Below are 17,861 nucleotides of genomic sequence, written 5' to 3' on the forward strand. Positions count from 1 at the left end.
CTTTTTAATGTTATTTGTATTAATGACAGCATGGTCATAGTCCGAGAAAACCTCGGACGAAAAGCGCGGCACATGCAGCGCCTAAGAACGGCGCAATGCCCGGAACGATAATTCCGTATTGCCAATCATTGTCCGCTTTACCGCCCGGAATCGGCAGAATGGCGTGGGCAATACGCGGTCCCATGTCGCGTGCGAGGTTCATGGCAAATCCTGTCGGTCCGCCCATGCCCATGCCGATGGCCCACACAAGCAGGCCGACCCCAATCGGTACAATGCCCGGAGTTTTAATTGTCGCGATAGCCAGGATCGCCGTAATAAAAATAAATGTATCGATGAATTCGACGAAAAAGTTGCGCGGCAAAGAGCGCACATTCGGATTGGTCGAAAAGATGTTGCGGATTTTAATCCGATCAATGTCTTTAGAAGCCTTGAATTGATCATAATAAGCGACAAAGACAACAATGGAACCGAAAATACCGCCGAGCACTTCTGCAAGGCTTAATGGAACGACGCTTGTCCATGGAATATTGCCAAGAACGGCTTGAGCGACAACCATCGCAGGATTAATACAGACATCTCCGAAAATGAATAAAGAGATGGTAATACCGAAACCCCAAGTTGTAATGGCGAAAATGTGGCCGGAATTCTGATATTTTGATGTATTCAGCACCTCACAGCAGTGTACGCCAACACCAAAAACAATCATTAATGCCGTCCCTAAAAATTCTGCAACGAGTTGATGCATCACAATCCTGTCCTCCAAACACGGTTATTCTCTTATTGATTTTCTAATTTTGCCAGTTGAAGCTGCACTTCTTGTTCTACCTCTGCCAAGCTGACCTTGTGCACACGCGCAGCATGCGCGCAGTCATCATACTCAGGCGTCTGCTTGATCACATCATCACGGCTGGCAGCCTTCACGCGAATCGTTCCAAACTTCGTTTCTATCTTTTTAAATTGGCGCTTCATGATTGAGCGCTGCATCACTTGATAGCGAACACCAATGGTAGCGGTGTGTCTCAGCAGCAGATTAACAAAGGTGTCACGTTCTTCAGGCGCGCAAAGTACAGAGAGCTTGCATGCCGGCCGATTTTTCTTCATGTAAATCGGTGTAAAGAACACATCGAATGCACCTGCCTCAATCAGCAGATCCATCGCAAAGCCAAGTGACTCTCCGCTTTGATCATCTAGATTTGCTTCGATCAGCAGCACCGCATCATGATCCGTGTTCACCGTTTGCCTGCTTTTTTTCGTGTCAAAGAGCAGCGCGCGCAGTGCGTTAAAGGATCCCGTTTCGCGCTTGCCGAACCCGTATCCGGTCTTGAGCAGGATTGCATCTTCCGGAATGGATCCGAAATGACTGACGATCTCCTTAACGAGACCCATTCCAGTCGGCGTTATGAGTTCAGTCTGAATATCCGTGCGCTGTTTAATTGGGATCGCGGTGCCGATACGCATCTGCATAACAGCAGGAACCGGTACCGGCATCTGCCCGTGTGCGACCTGAATAAAACCAGAACCATCGCTCAGTGCAGACGCGCACACGTCGTCGACGCCTAATAAGTCAAGTGCGACAAAGCAGCCGACAATATCGACAATCGAATCCAAGGCTCCGACCTCGTGAAAATGGACATCCGCCAACGGCATCTGATGGACGGCCGCTTCCGCTTTGGCGATCTCAGTAAAAACGGCAATCGATTGTTTCTTGATTTTTACGGATAAGCCGCTTGAATCGATAAGGGCGCAAATGTCGCTCAAATGCCGCACATCATGATGGTCATGATGCTCAATAAATCCGTGATCCTTTTCATGATTCAATTCGACGTCAAAGCTTGTACCGTATATACTGTTTTTCGCAAGACGCTCATTGTGAAGCTGGTAATCACCGACATGCAATTTAGCAAGCTCCGATTGAAACCGGTCAAAATCAACGCCAAGATCAAGCAATGCGCCAATGAACATATCACCGCTAATTCCCGAAAAAGCATCTAAATAAAGAGTTCTCATCTCATTCCTCCATGCGGGCCAAAGCCATTTTACAAATGATTAATCATGCTTGCTGAGTAGGCGGCGCCAAAGCCATTGTCAATATTCACCACGGTGATTCCCGACGCGCAGCTGTTGAGCATCGTGAGTAGCGCCGTCACTCCTTTTAAGTTGGTGCCGTAGCCGACGCTTGTCGGCACAGCAATCAGCGGTTTGTCAATCAAGCCGCCGACAACACTGGCGAGCGCGCCTTCCATACCGGCAATGACAATCACAGCTTTGGCTGCGCGAATGACATCCAAACGGGCAAACAGCCGATGAATACCGGCAACACCGACATCATAAATTCGTTCCACACGGTTTCCATAGGCTTCCGCGGTTACAGCCGCCTCTTCGGCAACTGGAATATCAGAGGTCCCGGCGGTCACAATCGCGATATAGCTGCTGGTTTTCTTCACTTCAGCACGATTCACGAGCGCGCAGCGTGCTTCTTTGTAATAAACAGCATCCGGCTCAACTTTTTTTATCTGTTCAAATTTTTCTGAGGAGAGGCGCGTACATAAAATGTTCACCGTCTGCTTGCGCATTGTCTCAATGATGCCGATGATTTGTTCCGTCGTTTTCCCTTCGCCGTAAATCACTTCCGGATAGCCATTGCGCTGCTTGCGCGTCAGGTCAACCTTCGCAAAACCGAGATCCGCAAAACCGCTGTCTTTTCCACGTGTCGCGGCTTGACTAGGTTCAGCAATATCTTGAAACAGCGCATGCAGTTCGTCCTTTTCCATTTTCTGTCCACCTCTCCTCTTTTACCGAAACCCTTATTGGACAATGACACCCAGTCCATCAGGAACGACGGTTATCTTAGCGTCCTTGCCTTCGCGCGCGTAGGCCATTTCAAGTGCCTGATCAAGAGAAGTGGCGAGATCCATGTGCATGCCGGTAATCAGTCCGGGATCGACCAAATCAGAAACCATAATTACATGATGATGGACAAGAATCCGTGCCAGAATCTGAGCCGTCCATTGATCCGGAATCGTTTTCAGTTTCGGTGTATTGATGGCGCGATCCAAGAATTCCTTCGGATCGGAAACATCCGCGAGATTATGATAGAAGCCTTCACCGCCATGTCCGTCTCGGCAGCCGGCAACCATGATAATCGTGCCGCCTTCTTTGTTTGTCGCCTCTGCCGCGGTCATCCCTTTTACTGCCTGATAGATGTTCTGATCCAGAGGATAGCCGCCATTCGTAGAAATAGCGATGTCACAGTCAATTTTCGTTACACTGGACAATTCGCGAAGAAATTTGCAGCCCTCTCGATGTGCCTCTTCCATATCTCCAGCGAATGACCCGATAATTTTTTTATCTTCATCAAGAACAACGTTCACGATAAATGCTAAATTTGCTGTGCGTGCCGCGTAGACCATGTCCTTGTGAATCGGATTGTGATTCAGATTTCCGGTACGCGCCTTGTCTGAATCAATAAACGGACCGGAGTGATTGGCCATAATCGTTTTGTAGGAAGCAACACCTGGAAGCACGGATTTGCGTCCTCCGGAAAATCCGGCGAAAAAATGCGATTCAATAAATCCTTCCGAAAGCAGCAAATCGGCTTCGGCGGCGATTCGATTGATGATGCAGTCACCTCCGGACGGCAACTGGCCGATTTTAACCATCGCCGCGTCATCGGTCGAGATATGCATCACGATTTCTTCTTCATCGACAATTTTTTGTCCATATTTGTTAACAAGTTCAGCGCGAGTGGACGGACGGTGGAAGCCAGTCGCAACAAGAATACGGATGCGCGCATCTGGAGACGCTTCACGTAACCGTCGCAAAAGGATCGGTGTAATAATGTGCGACGGAACCGGACGCGTGTGATCCGAGCTGATAATCACGATATTTTTCTTGCCTTTGGCCAGTTCTTCCAAAGACGCAGATCCAATTGGATGATTAAGCGAATCCTCGACGATCTCGTTTTCCGATCGATCTGTGTGGTAAGTTGCTGCTTGGGATACTAATTTGCCTGCATAATTGTGATCGGGCAGATTAGCCTCGATTGTTGTTTTGTCATAAGGAAGTTCAATGCTAACCATAAAATAACAGCCCTCTTTTCAGATCTTTTTGCGTTACAAAGAAGCAAGTATCAAAGATTCGTGATCCTTAGTATGAGAAAAAGTGACACGTGACATGCGCATCACCAGGTCACACAACCTTTTCTACGTGCACCATCTGTTATAAATCAAAACAAAAAGGCTGTCCGTTCCGTATGCAATCATCAAAAAAAGTTAACAAATGTTCACTTTATTTGTGACAAACATTAGGTGAAAAACCGTTAAAATAGAGTTAAATGTAACAATTGTATCTCTGTTTTTCAACTTGAATGATTGTGATGGGAAGGAAAAATCCATGGTATTAAGTGAAATCGAATATTTAATTAATTTTCTGGACGCACACAATGTACCGACAATTAACAAAAGTAGACACACCTATCTGACTTATCACGGCCTTGAAGAACGGTATACGTATGTTCTCAAGAAGGGCATTATAAAAAACAGCATTATTCTTCAAGATGGACGCGAATTTAATCTCTCTTATATCGTAAAACCGGATGTTATCTCGTTGCTTCGAGATGAGGTTTCCAAGTTTACGGAACAGCCATTCAATGTACGTGTGGAATCCAACGAAGCGACTTTCTATCAAGTGGATCGCGTCACCTTTTGGAAATATGTCAATGCGACACCGGAGCTGCAGAACTATATCAAAAGCTATTATCGTAAGAAATTATCGGAGAATATTTTCCGTTCCCAGCGAATGATCATGAATGGAAAAAAAGGCGCGGTTTGCGCCTTTATTTACAGTCTGATTGATTTATTCGGGCGCAAAGTGCGTGAGGGGATTTTGATTGATTTCATGTTAACAAATGATGACATCGCCGGCTTCTGCGGTATCAGTGCGCGCAGCAGCGTCAATCGAATGCTTGGTGAGTTAAAACGTGACGGCGCGCTGATGGTCAAGAATCGAAAACTGATCATCACAGATATAAGTTATCTTTTGGATCACATTGCTAACTAAAATGAACGATACACATCCTATATGGAACAGAGGCTGTCTGTATAACAACTCTTATACTGCGCTCCGGTTGCTCGCTTTCCACGGCCGACCCGGAAATCTCCTCGCTTAATACCCATGAACTGCGGGGTCTCCCTTGATTCGCTGATCCCGTGTATGAGTCTCACACCTGTGCTCTTGATTCATAATTTATGTATGGTGTCTCAAAGTCAAAAACGGACTTTGGGGACACCCGCTTTCTTGCCCTTGAAACAACTCGATTTCCGATCCCTTCCTAATTCACTTACCAAAAAAACGCCTCAACTTATTCAGTTCAGGTTGTTCCGTACTCACCAATTGAATACTCAAACAAAGAAAATATTACAATTTTATGTCACTTACACTTTTTAAACCAAGTAATTCGATAAAATTTAATTGACATAGGATTAGTATGAATTATATCTAATGATCATCGTAACGAACTCCCGGAACGCGTCTGGGAATGTGTTGTAAGAACGTTTTACATCACCTTTATTAAAATTGAACACTAAAGGTCTTATCAAGAGTGGTGGAGGGACTGGCCCAATGAAACCCGACAACCAGCACACTGTGCATGGTGTCAATTCCTGCAGATTAAATTCTGGCAGATAAGAAGAGACAGCGAAAACAGCTGCTTTTCTGATTCTGTGAAAAGCGGCTGTTTCTATACGTTAAAAATTGAACGCCTAGGCTAGTTCGTTTATTTCATTACAGAGACGAGGGGGAGTATCCATGAATTTAAAAAAAGGAATGATTCTAGCTTTATCTTTTCTATTAATTATTTTGACGCTTTCGGGATGCGGAAGTGCGTCCGACAAAAAAAGCAGCAGTACTAAAGTCAATAAAAACACAGTCACAATCGGTGCAACGGATTCCTTGTCCACGATCAATCCGTTGCTCGTGGATCTAACTGAACTAGGGAAATATGCCATCGGGCTCAATTTTCTGCCATTAATTGAGCTTGACAGCAAACTGAATGTTGTCGGTCAGTTAGCGGACAGCGTGACAACAAAAGACAATCGGACCTTTACCGTCAAAATTAATAAAAAAGCAAAATGGTCGGACGGCAAAGCAATTACGGCAGATGACGTGATCTTCTCGGTGCTGAGATTAACCAATCCTAAGGTTGGAAATGTAAATATAGGCGGTTATGCCGTGCTAAAAGGATTTAACGATAGCGGAAACTCTCCGGATGGAGCAAAAAGCATTGCCGGCGTGAAAAAGATAGACAGCAAAACAGTAGTATTCGTTACAAAAGCCCCACTGTCGATCGCAACCTTTGACAATACAATTGGGCGCTATCTATTTACCATTCCAAAGCATGTATTACAAGATGTCAGCCCTGATCAATTGGGCAAATACAGCTGGTTCAATAAACCAACTGTCGTCAGTGGTCCCTACAGGCTAACAAAATATGATTCCAATCATTACATCTCCTATACTGCAAATGAAGACTACTGGAGAGGCGCTCCGAAAATCAAAAATCTGAACATAAAAATTGTGCCATCAAGCCAGTTGTACTCTGGACTTAAATCCGGTGAAATTGATTTTGTGCAACAAACATTAGGTGTATTCCCACAAGAAGATTATAAAAACGTTCAAAAATTAGGCAACGTAAAAACAGTACTGGAGCAGCCGCTCACCAATCAGCTCGTTTCAATAAATACTAAAACGATTTCCGATGTTCGTATTAGACGGGCAATTCAACTGGCGTCCAATCGTGAAGAAATAGTGAAGAGTTTGCTGCATGGAAATGGTGAGATCGTTGATGGATTCCTTTCGTCATACAGCCCGTATTTTGACTCATCGATCAAACCGGCCGCATTCAATTTGAAAAAGGCAAAAAAACTCGTTGAAGAAGCGCATTGGGACAAATCGAAGGAATTGACTTTTCTCGTCAATTCTGGTGACAGCACCTTTGTCCAAGCAGCCGATATTATCGCAGCAAATCTGAAGACAATTGGTATAAAAGTGAATGTACAGACTCAAGATCTGTCCAACCTTCTGACCAAAGCTTCAAAGCATCAATTCGATTTGTTCGCCGTTCAATATACGCTATCCCCAATCGATCCTTACCCGGATGTTGATTGGATCGTCAACAGTGATGGAGACTGGCCGCAGTATAAAAATAGTCAACTAGCAGCAAATCTTTCTAAGATTCAATCGGCGAAGAATACAGAAGAAACAAAAACGCTGTACAGCAACATTAATAAAATCGTTCAAAAAGATGTTCCTGTTTACTCAGCATATATTTTACGTTCGCTAGGCGCTTATAATAAGGATCTCAAAAATGCTCAACCGCATATCTACGGTTCCTTCAACACGATTGAAAAATGGGAATGGAAAAAATAAGCTTGTAAATAAAGGAATGAGTTTCAATGGATCATTTGCTTGAAATCAAACATCTGGAAACCACCTATACCGTTCATTCCGAAGAGCGGACTCTTGTTCACGATGTCAGTTTGCATGTAGATAAGGGCGAGACGTTGTGTCTGGTCGGCGAATCAGGGTCCGGTAAAAGTATCACCATGCTTTCTGTTTTAGGATTATTAAAAAACAACGGCAAGGTTACTTCCGGATCAATCAAATTTGAGAATCAGGAATTACAGCGTCTCACGGATCACAAGCTGGATAAGATCCGTGGAAATCAGATCAGCATGATTTTTCAAGATGCGTTGACAAGTCTCAATCCTGTATTCACTATCCGAACCCAAATAGAAGAAATCATTGATGCCCATCTTAAATGTTCCGGCAGAGAGAAAAAAGAACGAGTGATTGACCTACTGAACCAAGTAGGTCTTTCTGATTATGGATTGATCTTAAAAAAGTATCCTCACGAATTGTCTGGGGGACAAAGGCAACGCGTGCTTATAGCCATCGCACTGGCGTGCAATCCTAAGGTTCTGATCGCCGACGAACCGACAACGGCATTGGATGTTACCATTCAAGCTGGAATCATGAATCTTCTCGATCAATTAAAAAGAAAAAGAAATATGGCTCTGATCTTAATTACTCATGATATGGGCGTCGTGGCCCAGATGGCGGATCGAGTGGCAGTGATGTACGCAGGACAAATCATTGAAGAAGCAAAAGTGAACGACATTTTCCTGTACCCGAAACATCCCTATACAAAAGCGCTTCTTCAGTCGATTCCTGATGTCGCGCTTTCAAAATCAAAGATAATTGAACCAATAAAAGGTGTTGTACCAGAAACATATTACCAGATAAAAGGATGTCGTTTTGCTGATCGATGTTCGTTCAGACGACCGGCATGTGTGCAAAATGTCCAACCATTTAGAAAAATACAGGGATCGTATGTACGTTGCCACTATGCGGAAGAATTGCTGAATGGAGAACAATGATGGGTAACGATAGTGTATTGAAAATCATTAAACTCAATAAAATCTATAAGGTTCAGTCCGCCTCATTTTTTACGAAAGCTGTTGTCCATGCCGCGTGCGATGTATCCTTCGAGATCAATAAAGGAGAAATATTGGGACTTGTCGGCGAGTCAGGCAGCGGAAAGACAACCGTAGGCAAGCAAATTGTCGGATTGGAAAAGCCTACATCAGGGATTATCCAGTTTTACGGCAAAGATACGACGACGTTCACGCCTAAAGAAAAGAAAGCGAACCGAGTGAAGATACAGATGATTTTTCAAGATGCTTACTCTTCTTTAAATCCGAGGAAAAATGTCTTTACTATTCTAGCAAAACCTATCTTGGTGAACCATATCGTTCCAAAGCATGAAGTCGATGCATATATTGACCATCTACTTAACCTTGTCGGTCTTTCCAGAAATTCAAAAGATAAATACCCGCACGAATTTTCGGGAGGGCAGCGGCAGAGAATCGGCATCGCTCGCACTCTATCGCTTAAACCGGAGCTCTTAATCTGTGATGAACCCGTTTCAGCGCTTGATGTTTCCATTCAAGCCCAGATTTTAAATTTACTTAAAGATATAAGAGACGAACTAAATCTATCAATGCTTTTTATTGGTCACGGGCTCAGTGCCGTTAGCTACGTAAGTGATCGGATTGCCGTGATGAATAAAGGGCGAATTCTTGAAATTGCTGAATCCGCCGAACTGTTCAGTCATCCTGTTCATCCCTATACCAAAGTCTTAAAAGATGCGATTCCAATCGCGAGTCCTCTCGTTAAATCGATGAAATCGGAAGCAAACGCTCATGGGCTTTGGAACGCAGATGATGATTCACCACTCAAGCTTATTGATCGGCACACGAGTCATTATGTGAAATCCTCCATTCTGAAGGGAAAAGGACTATGAGAAAATATGTCATAAAAAAAATTCTATTTGCTCTTCCGATTCTCATGGGTATTACAGTCATTGACTTCCTGTTCATGAGCTATGCGGGTAATCCACTGGAAATGATCCATGGGCCTAAGATCTCTCAAGCCGCTGTGAATGCGAAGGCAATTGAATACGGATTAAACAAGCCTTTCTATGTCCAATATTTCGTGTGGCTCAATCAAGTGCTCCATGGAAATTTCGGCTATTCCTATAAAAGTTTTCAGCCTGTATCGGATTTAATCGCCAGCCATGTCGGACCCACACTGCTGATCATGGGCAGTGCTCTTTTCATTAGTATTGCGCTCTCGATTCCTATTGCCATTTACAGCGCAACACATCAATATTCACGGAAAGACTACACTATTGTCACAGCATCCTTTATTGGAACGAGCATCCCGAGCTTCTTTCTCGCTTTAGTCCTGATTTATCTTTTCACAGTCAAATTAGGTTTGCTCCCCTCCAGTGGGATGAGTGAGCTCGGCAGCACAACACGCATTGGTGATGTGCTTAGTCATATGCTTTTGCCTGTCAGTGTATTGGTTGTCGCAACAGTAGGAAGCAACGTTCGCTATATCCGTTCTGCCATGCTGGAAATCCTGCAAAAGGACTATCTACTGATGGCCAAGGCTAAAGGTCTTGGTCGATTTCTGGTCATTAATAAACATGCATTAAAAAATGCGCTGATCCCCATTATCACGGTGATTGGCATGCAAATTCCACTGTTGTTTGGCGGTACCGTGATTATTGAGCAGATTTTTTCTTGGCCTGGATTAGGTCTTTTAACCATGACAGCGGTACTAAATCATGATTATCCTGTCATTATGGCCGTCTGCCTGTTAACAGCTATAGTTGTGCTTATCACCAATTTATTAACCGATATTTTTTATGCAGCGGTGGATCCGACAATAACTTTCAAATAATCTATAAGAGGTAAAAATGGAAGCACTCATTCAAAAGAAATTTCAAAAACGCTTGCGTACACATGCTTTCTGGAAACATAAACTCGCCTATGTCAGTGTGATCGTAGTCATCATTTTTGCTTTGATTGCCCTTTTTGGTTTCATGATTACGCCTTATTCTCCCAATGACATTACAGGATCATTTTCTTCCCCTCCTTCAATGCAGCACTGGTTGGGAACCGACCAAATCGGGAGAGATGTTCTAAGCCGGCTAATTTATGGAATCAAAATTTCTCTGTTTGTCGGTGTATCTGTAACCATTATTTCTTCGATGATTGGTATTGTAATCGGCCTCGTGGCAGGCTTCTTTGGCGGAAAGCTTGACGCGGCGTTAATGGGACTGACAGATATGGTGATGTCGTTTCCTTATATTCTCTTAGTTCTTGTTGCCGCTGCAATCTTCAAGCCCGGTTTACTTTCGATTATTCTCATTCTCGGATTTGTCGACTGGCCAGGGATTGCACGACTTGTACGCAGCAGCGTTCTTTCACTTCGGGAAACCAATTTTATTAAAGCCGATCAGCTGGCGGGATTGCCTAAGACCTACATTCTTTTTTCAGAAATACTGCCTAATGCGATCGCACCAGTCTTAATCTATGCGACATCTGTAATGGCTTACTCCATTCTTGATGAAGCAGCGCTTAGTTTTCTTGGCATGGGTATTCAGCCGCCGACCGCCAGCTTGGGCAATATGCTAAATGGCGCAGAGAATTTAACCATCCTGACTGAAAAGCTATGGCTCTGGCTTCCACCAGGTATTGTGATCATCTTGCTCGTGCTCGCCATCAACTTCATCGGTGACGCACTCCGCGACAGCTTTGATCCAAATAATCATTATAAGTGAGGGGATCGCATGAAGACGCCACTATATTATCAGATGTCTGACTATGACTGCGGCACAGTAACTCTATTGAATACAATGAACTACCTCTTTCCACGAGAAGTGGTTCCGCCTGACGTGATCAAAGCTATTACCACCTATTCCCTTGATACATATAACCCAGATGGTGAAGTCGGCAAGAGCGGCACTTCGAAAGCGGCAATGAAGTTTATCGCCCAATGGCTGAATCACAACGGACCAATTAAAGGACTGCCCATCACAGGAAACTATTATGCAGGCGAGCGTGTTCATTTAGGCGAAGGCAGCGAAATCATTGCTGCGATTAAAAACGGCGGTGCTGCCATTCTCCGATTAAACTACGGCGGCGAACATTATGTACTAACAACAAAGGTGGACACGACAAACCATTATCTCTATTTATTTGATCCCTATTTGGATGAAGATCTGAAATATACCGACGGCATCGTTCTGCTGGGCGGCTTTCCCTATGACTATAACCGAAAAGTGCCGTTTCATTTTTTTGAAGAAGAAGATAGCCAGAAGGTATATGCACTTGGCAATAAAGAGCACAGAGAAGCGATTGTGTATTCTGTGCGTGACAAAAAGGATTGAGTTCTTGCTGTACAGGAATTCAATTTTTTTATTTTTCCATCCTTACCGAGAAAGGCTTCGCATACATCTCGCCATCAATAATGGAAGGGTTCTGGTTCACGCATTGACTTGGTTTTCCGTGCATTGCGCTCGCTTTTTCGTGCATTGAAACAACCTTTTCGTGCATTAACCCACTGTTTTCATGCATTATTCCGTTTGTCATTTGGATTAATCGTTTTCAACATAGGTCCCACTCCCTAAGGGGTCCACACTAAATGAATACTGCACACCGGTTGCTCGCGGTTCCCGCAGAAATCTCGCAACCCGCCGCCTGATTCTCATTTATTCCTCTAAAAAAGCGTCCCAAAGTCAAAAACGGACTTTTGAAACATCCGCCTCACCGCCTTGAACGTTTGCGATTCGAATAAAGCATCGCTCATCCGCTATGCGGCTGTACATCATCAACGGCATCTATTCCTTCAGCATTTTTAGGACTATCAACCACCGCTCGAATCAACATGCATTCGGTATCGTTTCAATCATCACTTACCGATCTGATAGAATTCGGTTAACATACTTCTTTAAATCCGGTAAGACTTCGTCCTCAAACCAAGGATTTCTTTTTATCCAAATATAGTTCCGCGGTGACGGATGAACCAATGGAAAATAGTTAGGTAAATAACTGCGATAATCTTTAACAGTCTGAGTCAACGTCATTTTTGAACGCGTCTTCAGGTAGTACCTTTGTGCATAGGAGCCGACTAATAGGGTTAACTCTATATCCGGCATCGCCCTAATGATTTGATCATGCCATTTTGAAGCGAATCCCTTTCTCGGCGGCAAATCGCCGCTCTTTCCTTTGCCGGGGAAATAAAAATCCATCGGGAGCACGGCAATTTTTCCCGAATTATAGAAAGTATCTTCTGACACACCCATCCAGTCTCGCAAACGCACGCCGCTTCGATCGTTCCACATTATCTTTGTATTTTGCGCGATCTCACCCGGTGCCTGGCCGATGATTAACAGCTTTGCCGTCGGAGCGGCATAGTAGAGTGGTTCGATATTTTTATTTGTGAAATGACTATTTTCAGGATCCGCTTTTATTCGATTAAAAATATCTTTTAACGCAGTCATCTTCGTCGCCTCCAAAATATGAGAATAACCTATGTTTCATCCGCTAAAATTATGGACCCATTCAATTCAATCAGAAATCGATGTTCATCCCTGCGCCCAGCGCTCGTATCGGCGAGCGAATGGATCATAATCACAAGCTCGAAACGAGCCATGGCGCCGCATATAAGACCATAAATAATATCCCGTAACCGACGCCCCAGCGGTGAAGCAGACCGGAAAAAAGTCCGATCAGCATAACACCGCCGATATTCATCCAACCCGCATCCATATACGCAAGCAGGAGAACGAAAGCACAAAACAAGCCGAGTATTGCTTCGTGGGGAATCCGTTTGAACACAAAGGCACAAATCGATTGTGCATAGTTGATTGCCAGCGTATACGTGATAATGAGGGCAACGCCGGCGCCAATCACTGTCGCCAAAATGAAATCAGTCTGCGAAAAGATATGGTGCATATTGTGCGTGGCAGTAAAGACCGGCGGTGCGTCAAACAGCGCATGAGCAGGCCCTATGGCAACCGGAGACAGGGGCATGCCTAATGCGATCAGCGGGATCAGCGTCCCGGAAAGATAGGTCGCGTTTGCCAGTGCATTCATCGTTGCGATTGCAAGCACCGACCGATCAACCGGATCTTGCGTCCGTTTTGAAAAGAGTTCGCCAAGCAGCGTTGTCATCCCGACCGGGCTAAGAATAAACGTAAAACAGCTGATCAATGAAGCTCCGGCACTTGTGATCCATTCCTGTTTTTTCAACGCACGAAACGGATTGAGCGATTTCCATTCGAAGGGTACTTTCTGAAGGGTAATCCTGCGCGGTTGATCACACTTCAGACATTCTCTTTTCTCTTTATTCAGCAACTCAAACAGTGTCAGAATGACCGGTCCAATCGTTATGCCAAGAAAGAACGAGATGAACACCGTTGTTCCTCTCGGTACAATGCCGATGCCCCAATAGAGATAGCGCAGCCCTTCAATGAGCAGTGTGAAAGGGAGAATCGAGGCAAGTGCCAGCAACTTATTCTTACTCAGCAAGGCAAGTAAAACAGTGCCGGCAAAGAAGAGTGGGTCAGCGTACGCTTTAATTGCTTCGGCAAGCGGGATCAGACTTCGTGCAAGCAGCAGACTGACCGGAACACTGACCAGTACGCCGATCAGCGAACCCGCGGCCATTTTGCGCAGCGACCGGTCGGCCATTCCCTTTCGTTTAAGCAACTGCGCATGGTCCACGAGCGGACTTGCCATGACACCGCCGGGAATCCCGGCAATTGCGGCAGGTACCGCATCCATGAGGTTGTTGGCAATCACAGCTGAAATAAAAAAGCAGAGGACAATGACGGGTTGAACACCGGTGAGCACCAAGATAAGCGTGACGGGCACCAGAACGGCCGTTTCGTCCGTTCCCGGGATGATGCCAATAATTGTATATATAAGTGCAGCTGCAACAGCTGCAGCGATCATTTCTGCTAAAAGGACAAGGTCCATCCATTATTCCCCACTTTCCGTCTCTTCAAAAATACGTTTCGGTTTAATGAAGAGTGAGCAAATAATAAACCCGATAACTGCCCCGATTAAACCAAACAAGAGCGGCATCGGCGCATGGTTTGGTGCAGCAAAATAGCCGCCTAATGTTGTGATGCTGTTGATCGCAATCGCGAGGACAAGATCCTTGATCCGGACGACATCATCCCAAATTTCAATCATTTCGGAATCCTTTTTTGAACGTGCAGTCATGGGTAGCCATTCTCCTTTCTGATTTAAGACGCAGCAACAGGCGCCGTGTACGTAAGACCGTGTCCATTTCACGTAGCTGAACGGGTAGCCAGCGCTTCGGGCCGTGGTCCTCTTAGACGTGCCCACTCGAAAGGGGAACCGCTCAGGATCAGATTCTTTTTCCGAAGTGCCTGTACAGTCGGACAGCCAAGAAGCAGCATAATCTGATTCATTTGTTCTTTCCATTCGTCAATCTGGGCAATCAGTCCATCCTTGCCTTCCGCGAGTGCGGTATGAAGAAAGGTTCCTGAAATACCGACCGCACGGGCCCCAAGTGCAAGAGCTTTTAGAACATCCAGCGGATTGCGCACTCCTCCGGACGCAAAGAAGACCGTCTGATCAATATAAGGCTGCGCTTCAAGCATCGAGATGACCGTCGATTGACCCCAGTCTTGTAAGTAGTCAAATCGTGCCCGCTCGCGGCGAAGATTCTCAATCGCGATAAAATTTACCCCTCCGTTACCGGCAACATCAATGGCCGCGATACCTGCATCGATCAGCTTCTGATAAGTCGCCCGGCTCATCCCGAACCCCACCTCTTTCACGACAACAGGAACATCAACAGCGCGAACAATCCTTTCCAGATTTTTTAGCCATGAAGAAAAATCGCGATCACCTTCAGGCATTACGATTTCTTGCGGGGCATTTAAATGCACTTGCAACCCATTCGCTTCCAGCATATCAACTGCACGTTTCGCTTGTTCCTCATCGAGTTCAGCACCGATATTTGCAAAAATAAATCCATCGGGGTTGACGCGGCGCAGCACTTGAAAAGTGTCGCACAATTCCGGATCTCTTAAAGCCGCCTTCTGCGAGCCGGATGCAACCGCAAGCCCCGTTGCTGCCGCGGCTTTTGACAGACATTCATTGATCTTCTTTGTCTTCTGGCTTCCCCCAGTCATACCATTGATAAAAAAAGGAACCGGCCAACTGCCGAAAGACAGATCCGTTGTGTAAGTAACCTGCCTAAGACTCATTTCCGGCAGCGCATCATGGATGAATTTTACAGAATCAAAATCATTCGTATGCTTCTGGTGGGTTTCCTGAAATAGTCGGACATGCTGATCTTTACGCGATTCCATCTCACGATCCTTCTTCCTTTTACCTCTCTCTGTCATACAGAGCAAGCGGAGTAATTCCATGGTCTTTCCATGCTTTGATTAGTGCCTTCTGATCGGTCTCCTGGTCAGCAAGAACGATGCCGCAATCGCCTCCGCCGGCACCCGATGTTTTTGCTGCACCTCGATTCTTTTCGGCAATGCTGCAGAGCTGATGCAATTTATCGGTTTCAATGAAGACCCCACACAGCTTGGATAATTGAGCAAGAATCCTGCGATTTTCGCGAATCCCTTCCAAAATTAGCTCGGGTTGCGGGTTTAAAAAACCGGCGATCATTTTTTCTACACAGGCTTTGCTTTGCTTCAAAAAGTGCTGGTAGCCTTTTTCCTGACCGCGTCTTGCTTTTTCCACCCGATCAATGAGCTTGGCTGTTGCGGCGGGTATGCCTGTCCATCCGACAATTAAGTGCAGATTTGCGGGAAGCACAAGCGGCTGAATCGATAACTTCGGCCAATCCATCTTGAGTAGCGGCAGCCAATCTTTTTTTGAAGAAACGAACGCTGCCAGCCATTTACGATCAAATGAGGTATAGGCAATCCAGCCGCCATAAACGCCGGCAGCAATATCCCCACATGATCCGTTTCCTTGAACGGAAAGATGTGCAAGGGCAGCCAGCTTGAATACGATTTGTTGCTCAATTTTCATTTCATAGAAAGCAAGGATTGCCTTCGTGCAGGCAACCGTCACAGCAGCACTGGAACCTAATCCGTATTTTCTACCGTCTGTTCTTGTCAAACCACTGCTGATGGTCAGTTGATAAACGCCGAGTTGTTTTCCGAGCGCTTGTACGTACTGCTCGGTTCGTTCGATTGCCGATAATACAAAACGGAACGGAGAAACATCACCCTCAGTGTTCCATTGGTTTGTCGCACTGCGTTTCAAGTCGAGTTTTGCATTGACCCATTGAATTCGGCCACATGTTTCTCTTCTTTCAATGGTTACGGTGACGGATTTGTCGACTGCAGCAATGATGGCAGGATAGCCCGGTTCAACAACCGCATACTCTCCCGCTATATAAAGTTTTCCAGGTGCACATTGTACGCCATACAATTTGTGAATGTCTCCTTTATTGAATAGGGTTCTTCAAATAGTCAACGCCAGGTCCTGGCCGGGCAACGGTCAGGGATTCTGAAGGGAAAAATTCAGATAGATCTTCGAGAATCCGCCCGACATTTGCTTCCGAGCAAAGCAGTTTGACATTTGGGCCGGCATCCATCGTAAAATAGCATGGTATGCCTTGCTCGCGCAGATGAACAGCGCACCGCATTACGGTTATTGTTCCTTCTTCCCAGTATGTAAAGGGAGGATCCGCTACCAGCATAGCCGCATGCATCTTCAGTGCATTTGCTTCAGCAATTTTGCCGACCATGTCCAAATCGTGTTTGCGAATCGCCGGTTCAATTCTGGCAAGATCCCTTTCCGCCTCTTTGATCCAAACCGGATAAAAGGATGATGTCTTGACGGTTCGCCTCATTCCTTCGCGACTGGAAATCTTTTTGGGCTGCTTGTTCACAGCAACAGACACGAGGCAAATCGGCCACTTTGCCGGATCAACCGGAACCGCATAAGAACTCGCATCATCTGTTCCTTTCATCCACTTAACAAAACCGCCGTAAATCGAACGCGAAGCCGATCCCGAACCGCGACGGGCAAGCCGAGAGAGCGCAACTCCCGAGCAGTCCATGCCATAGGCCCGAGCTGCTGCGGCTGAAAGCGCGGCAAAACCGGAGGCAGAAGACGCAAAACCAGAGGCCACCGGAACATGATTTCTCGTTACAATTCGAGCAAACATGCGCCTTCCCGATTTTTCACGAACAAGATTCATAAAACGGCTGATTTTTGCAACGGAAGCGCCGCTTAAAAGCACACCATCCATCATCACTTCATCTTCGTGCAGCCCTTGCAGTGGTTCAACACTTGTTTCCGTATAAAATGCATCAAGCGTAAGCGACAAACTACTGTTCATCGGCAGAATCAACTGTTCGTCCTTCTTCCCCCAATACTTGATCAAAGCAATATTTGTATACGCGCGTGCAGCAGCATACAATGTGCTCACTCTCCTTC

Annotated in this window: 17 protein-coding genes and 1 riboswitch; of the genes, 7 read left to right on the forward strand and 10 right to left on the reverse strand. The window is 45.5% G+C overall.

What is annotated here, in order from left to right; translation table 11 throughout:
* Window positions 1–34: 34 nt before the first annotated feature.
* The 4 genes from larD to larA are packed head-to-tail and all read right to left on the reverse strand — an operon-like array spanning window position 35 to window position 4,079.
* A complete protein-coding gene (gene larD, locus ABWW58_RS10030; RefSeq protein WP_353869085.1) occupies window positions 35–745 on the reverse strand; it encodes a D/L-lactic acid transporter LarD in 711 nt (236 codons plus the stop codon).
* A 32-nt stretch (window positions 746–777) separates the two neighbouring features.
* Complete coding sequence (gene larC / locus ABWW58_RS10035; RefSeq protein ID WP_353869002.1) at window positions 778–2,007, reverse strand: nickel pincer cofactor biosynthesis protein LarC; 1,230 nt, start codon at window positions 2,005–2,007, stop codon at window positions 778–780.
* A gap of 29 nt (window positions 2,008–2,036) precedes the next feature.
* Entirely contained in the window at window positions 2,037–2,771 is a 735-nt protein-coding gene (larB, locus tag ABWW58_RS10040) for a nickel pincer cofactor biosynthesis protein LarB (protein ID WP_353869003.1), read from the reverse strand.
* Window positions 2,772–2,804: 33 nt separating this feature from the next.
* Window positions 2,805–4,079, reverse strand: coding sequence for a nickel-dependent lactate racemase (gene larA / locus ABWW58_RS10045; protein WP_353869004.1), 1,275 nt, complete (start codon window positions 4,077–4,079; stop codon window positions 2,805–2,807).
* A 313-nt stretch (window positions 4,080–4,392) separates the two neighbouring features.
* On the opposite strand from larA, the gene ABWW58_RS10050 reads away from it, so the two are divergent.
* From ABWW58_RS10050 to ABWW58_RS10080, 7 genes are all read left to right on the forward strand, one after another.
* Window positions 4,393–5,058, forward strand: a complete 666-nt coding sequence (locus ABWW58_RS10050) for a Crp/Fnr family transcriptional regulator (protein ID WP_353869005.1) — start codon at window positions 4,393–4,395, stop codon at window positions 5,056–5,058.
* A 529-nt stretch (window positions 5,059–5,587) separates the two neighbouring features.
* Window positions 5,588–5,688, forward strand: a riboswitch (SAM riboswitch).
* A 117-nt stretch (window positions 5,689–5,805) separates the two neighbouring features.
* Window positions 5,806–7,425, forward strand: coding sequence for an ABC transporter substrate-binding protein (locus ABWW58_RS10055; protein WP_353869006.1), 1,620 nt, complete (start codon window positions 5,806–5,808; stop codon window positions 7,423–7,425).
* A gap of 26 nt (window positions 7,426–7,451) precedes the next feature.
* A complete protein-coding gene (locus ABWW58_RS10060; RefSeq protein ID WP_353869007.1) occupies window positions 7,452–8,435 on the forward strand; it encodes an ABC transporter ATP-binding protein in 984 nt (327 codons plus the stop codon).
* Window positions 8,435–9,361 carry an ATP-binding cassette domain-containing protein gene (locus ABWW58_RS10065; protein ID WP_353869008.1) on the forward strand — a complete coding sequence of 309 codons (927 nt, stop codon included), beginning with the start codon at window positions 8,435–8,437 and terminating at the stop codon, window positions 9,359–9,361. Before ABWW58_RS10060 ends, ABWW58_RS10065 begins: the two co-directional genes overlap by 1 nt.
* Window positions 9,358–10,305, forward strand: coding sequence for an ABC transporter permease (locus ABWW58_RS10070; RefSeq protein WP_353869009.1), 948 nt, complete (start codon window positions 9,358–9,360; stop codon window positions 10,303–10,305). The genes ABWW58_RS10065 and ABWW58_RS10070 overlap by 4 nt, the downstream gene beginning before the upstream one ends.
* Window positions 10,306–10,321: 16 nt before the next feature.
* Entirely contained in the window at window positions 10,322–11,188 is an 867-nt protein-coding gene (locus ABWW58_RS10075) for an ABC transporter permease (protein ID WP_353869010.1), read from the forward strand.
* Between the two features lie 9 nt (window positions 11,189–11,197).
* Window positions 11,198–11,797, forward strand: a complete 600-nt coding sequence (locus ABWW58_RS10080) for a C39 family peptidase (RefSeq protein WP_353869011.1) — start codon at window positions 11,198–11,200, stop codon at window positions 11,795–11,797.
* Window positions 11,798–12,322: 525 nt separating this feature from the next.
* Here the strand turns inward: ABWW58_RS10080 and ABWW58_RS10085 are convergent.
* The 6 genes from ABWW58_RS10085 to mvaD form a co-directional block, all read right to left on the reverse strand.
* Window positions 12,323–12,910 carry a uracil-DNA glycosylase family protein gene (locus ABWW58_RS10085; RefSeq protein WP_353869012.1) on the reverse strand — a complete coding sequence of 196 codons (588 nt, stop codon included), beginning with the start codon at window positions 12,908–12,910 and terminating at the stop codon, window positions 12,323–12,325.
* Window positions 12,911–13,040: 130 nt separating this feature from the next.
* A complete protein-coding gene (locus ABWW58_RS10090) occupies window positions 13,041–14,390 on the reverse strand; it encodes a tripartite tricarboxylate transporter permease (protein WP_353869013.1) in 1,350 nt (449 codons plus the stop codon).
* A gap of 3 nt (window positions 14,391–14,393) precedes the next feature.
* On the reverse strand, window positions 14,394–14,639 hold the full coding sequence (locus ABWW58_RS10095; RefSeq protein ID WP_353869014.1) for a hypothetical protein: 246 nt from the start codon (window positions 14,637–14,639) through the stop codon (window positions 14,394–14,396).
* Between the two features lie 68 nt (window positions 14,640–14,707).
* Window positions 14,708–15,760, reverse strand: a complete 1,053-nt coding sequence (fni, locus tag ABWW58_RS10100; protein ID WP_353869015.1) for a type 2 isopentenyl-diphosphate Delta-isomerase — start codon at window positions 15,758–15,760, stop codon at window positions 14,708–14,710.
* Window positions 15,761–15,779: 19 nt separating this feature from the next.
* The gene (locus ABWW58_RS10105; protein WP_353869016.1) at window positions 15,780–16,847 is read right to left on the reverse strand and encodes a phosphomevalonate kinase; all 1,068 of its coding nucleotides are present in this window, start codon (window positions 16,845–16,847) and stop codon (window positions 15,780–15,782) included.
* 16 nt (window positions 16,848–16,863) lie between these two features.
* The gene (gene mvaD, locus ABWW58_RS10110; protein ID WP_353869017.1) at window positions 16,864–17,853 is read right to left on the reverse strand and encodes a diphosphomevalonate decarboxylase; all 990 of its coding nucleotides are present in this window, start codon (window positions 17,851–17,853) and stop codon (window positions 16,864–16,866) included.
* Between the last annotated feature and the right edge of the window lie 8 nt (window positions 17,854–17,861).

Source organism: Sporolactobacillus caesalpiniae, assembly GCF_040513385.1.
Taxonomy (GTDB): Bacteria; Bacillota; Bacilli; order Bacillales; family Sporolactobacillaceae; genus Sporolactobacillus.

Coding starts and splice junctions, on each gene's coding strand:
- fni (WP_353869015.1), bottom strand. CDS start 15,760: ATGGAATCGCGTAAAGATCAGCATGTCCGACTATTTCAGGAAACCCAC.
- ABWW58_RS10070 (WP_353869009.1), top strand. CDS start 9,358: ATGAGAAAATATGTCATAAAAAAAATTCTATTTGCTCTTCCGATTCTC.
- ABWW58_RS10065 (WP_353869008.1), top strand. CDS start 8,435: ATGGGTAACGATAGTGTATTGAAAATCATTAAACTCAATAAAATCTAT.
- ABWW58_RS10090 (WP_353869013.1), bottom strand. CDS start 14,390: ATGGACCTTGTCCTTTTAGCAGAAATGATCGCTGCAGCTGTTGCAGCT.
- larB (WP_353869003.1), bottom strand. CDS start 2,771: ATGGAAAAGGACGAACTGCATGCGCTGTTTCAAGATATTGCTGAACCT.
- ABWW58_RS10080 (WP_353869011.1), top strand. CDS start 11,198: ATGAAGACGCCACTATATTATCAGATGTCTGACTATGACTGCGGCACA.
- larA (WP_353869004.1), bottom strand. CDS start 4,079: ATGGTTAGCATTGAACTTCCTTATGACAAAACAACAATCGAGGCTAAT.
- ABWW58_RS10055 (WP_353869006.1), top strand. CDS start 5,806: ATGAATTTAAAAAAAGGAATGATTCTAGCTTTATCTTTTCTATTAATT.
- ABWW58_RS10060 (WP_353869007.1), top strand. CDS start 7,452: ATGGATCATTTGCTTGAAATCAAACATCTGGAAACCACCTATACCGTT.
- larD (WP_353869085.1), bottom strand. CDS start 745: ATGCATCAACTCGTTGCAGAATTTTTAGGGACGGCATTAATGATTGTT.
- larC (WP_353869002.1), bottom strand. CDS start 2,007: ATGAGAACTCTTTATTTAGATGCTTTTTCGGGAATTAGCGGTGATATG.
- ABWW58_RS10095 (WP_353869014.1), bottom strand. CDS start 14,639: ATGACTGCACGTTCAAAAAAGGATTCCGAAATGATTGAAATTTGGGAT.
- ABWW58_RS10085 (WP_353869012.1), bottom strand. CDS start 12,910: ATGACTGCGTTAAAAGATATTTTTAATCGAATAAAAGCGGATCCTGAA.
- ABWW58_RS10075 (WP_353869010.1), top strand. CDS start 10,322: ATGGAAGCACTCATTCAAAAGAAATTTCAAAAACGCTTGCGTACACAT.
- ABWW58_RS10050 (WP_353869005.1), top strand. CDS start 4,393: ATGGTATTAAGTGAAATCGAATATTTAATTAATTTTCTGGACGCACAC.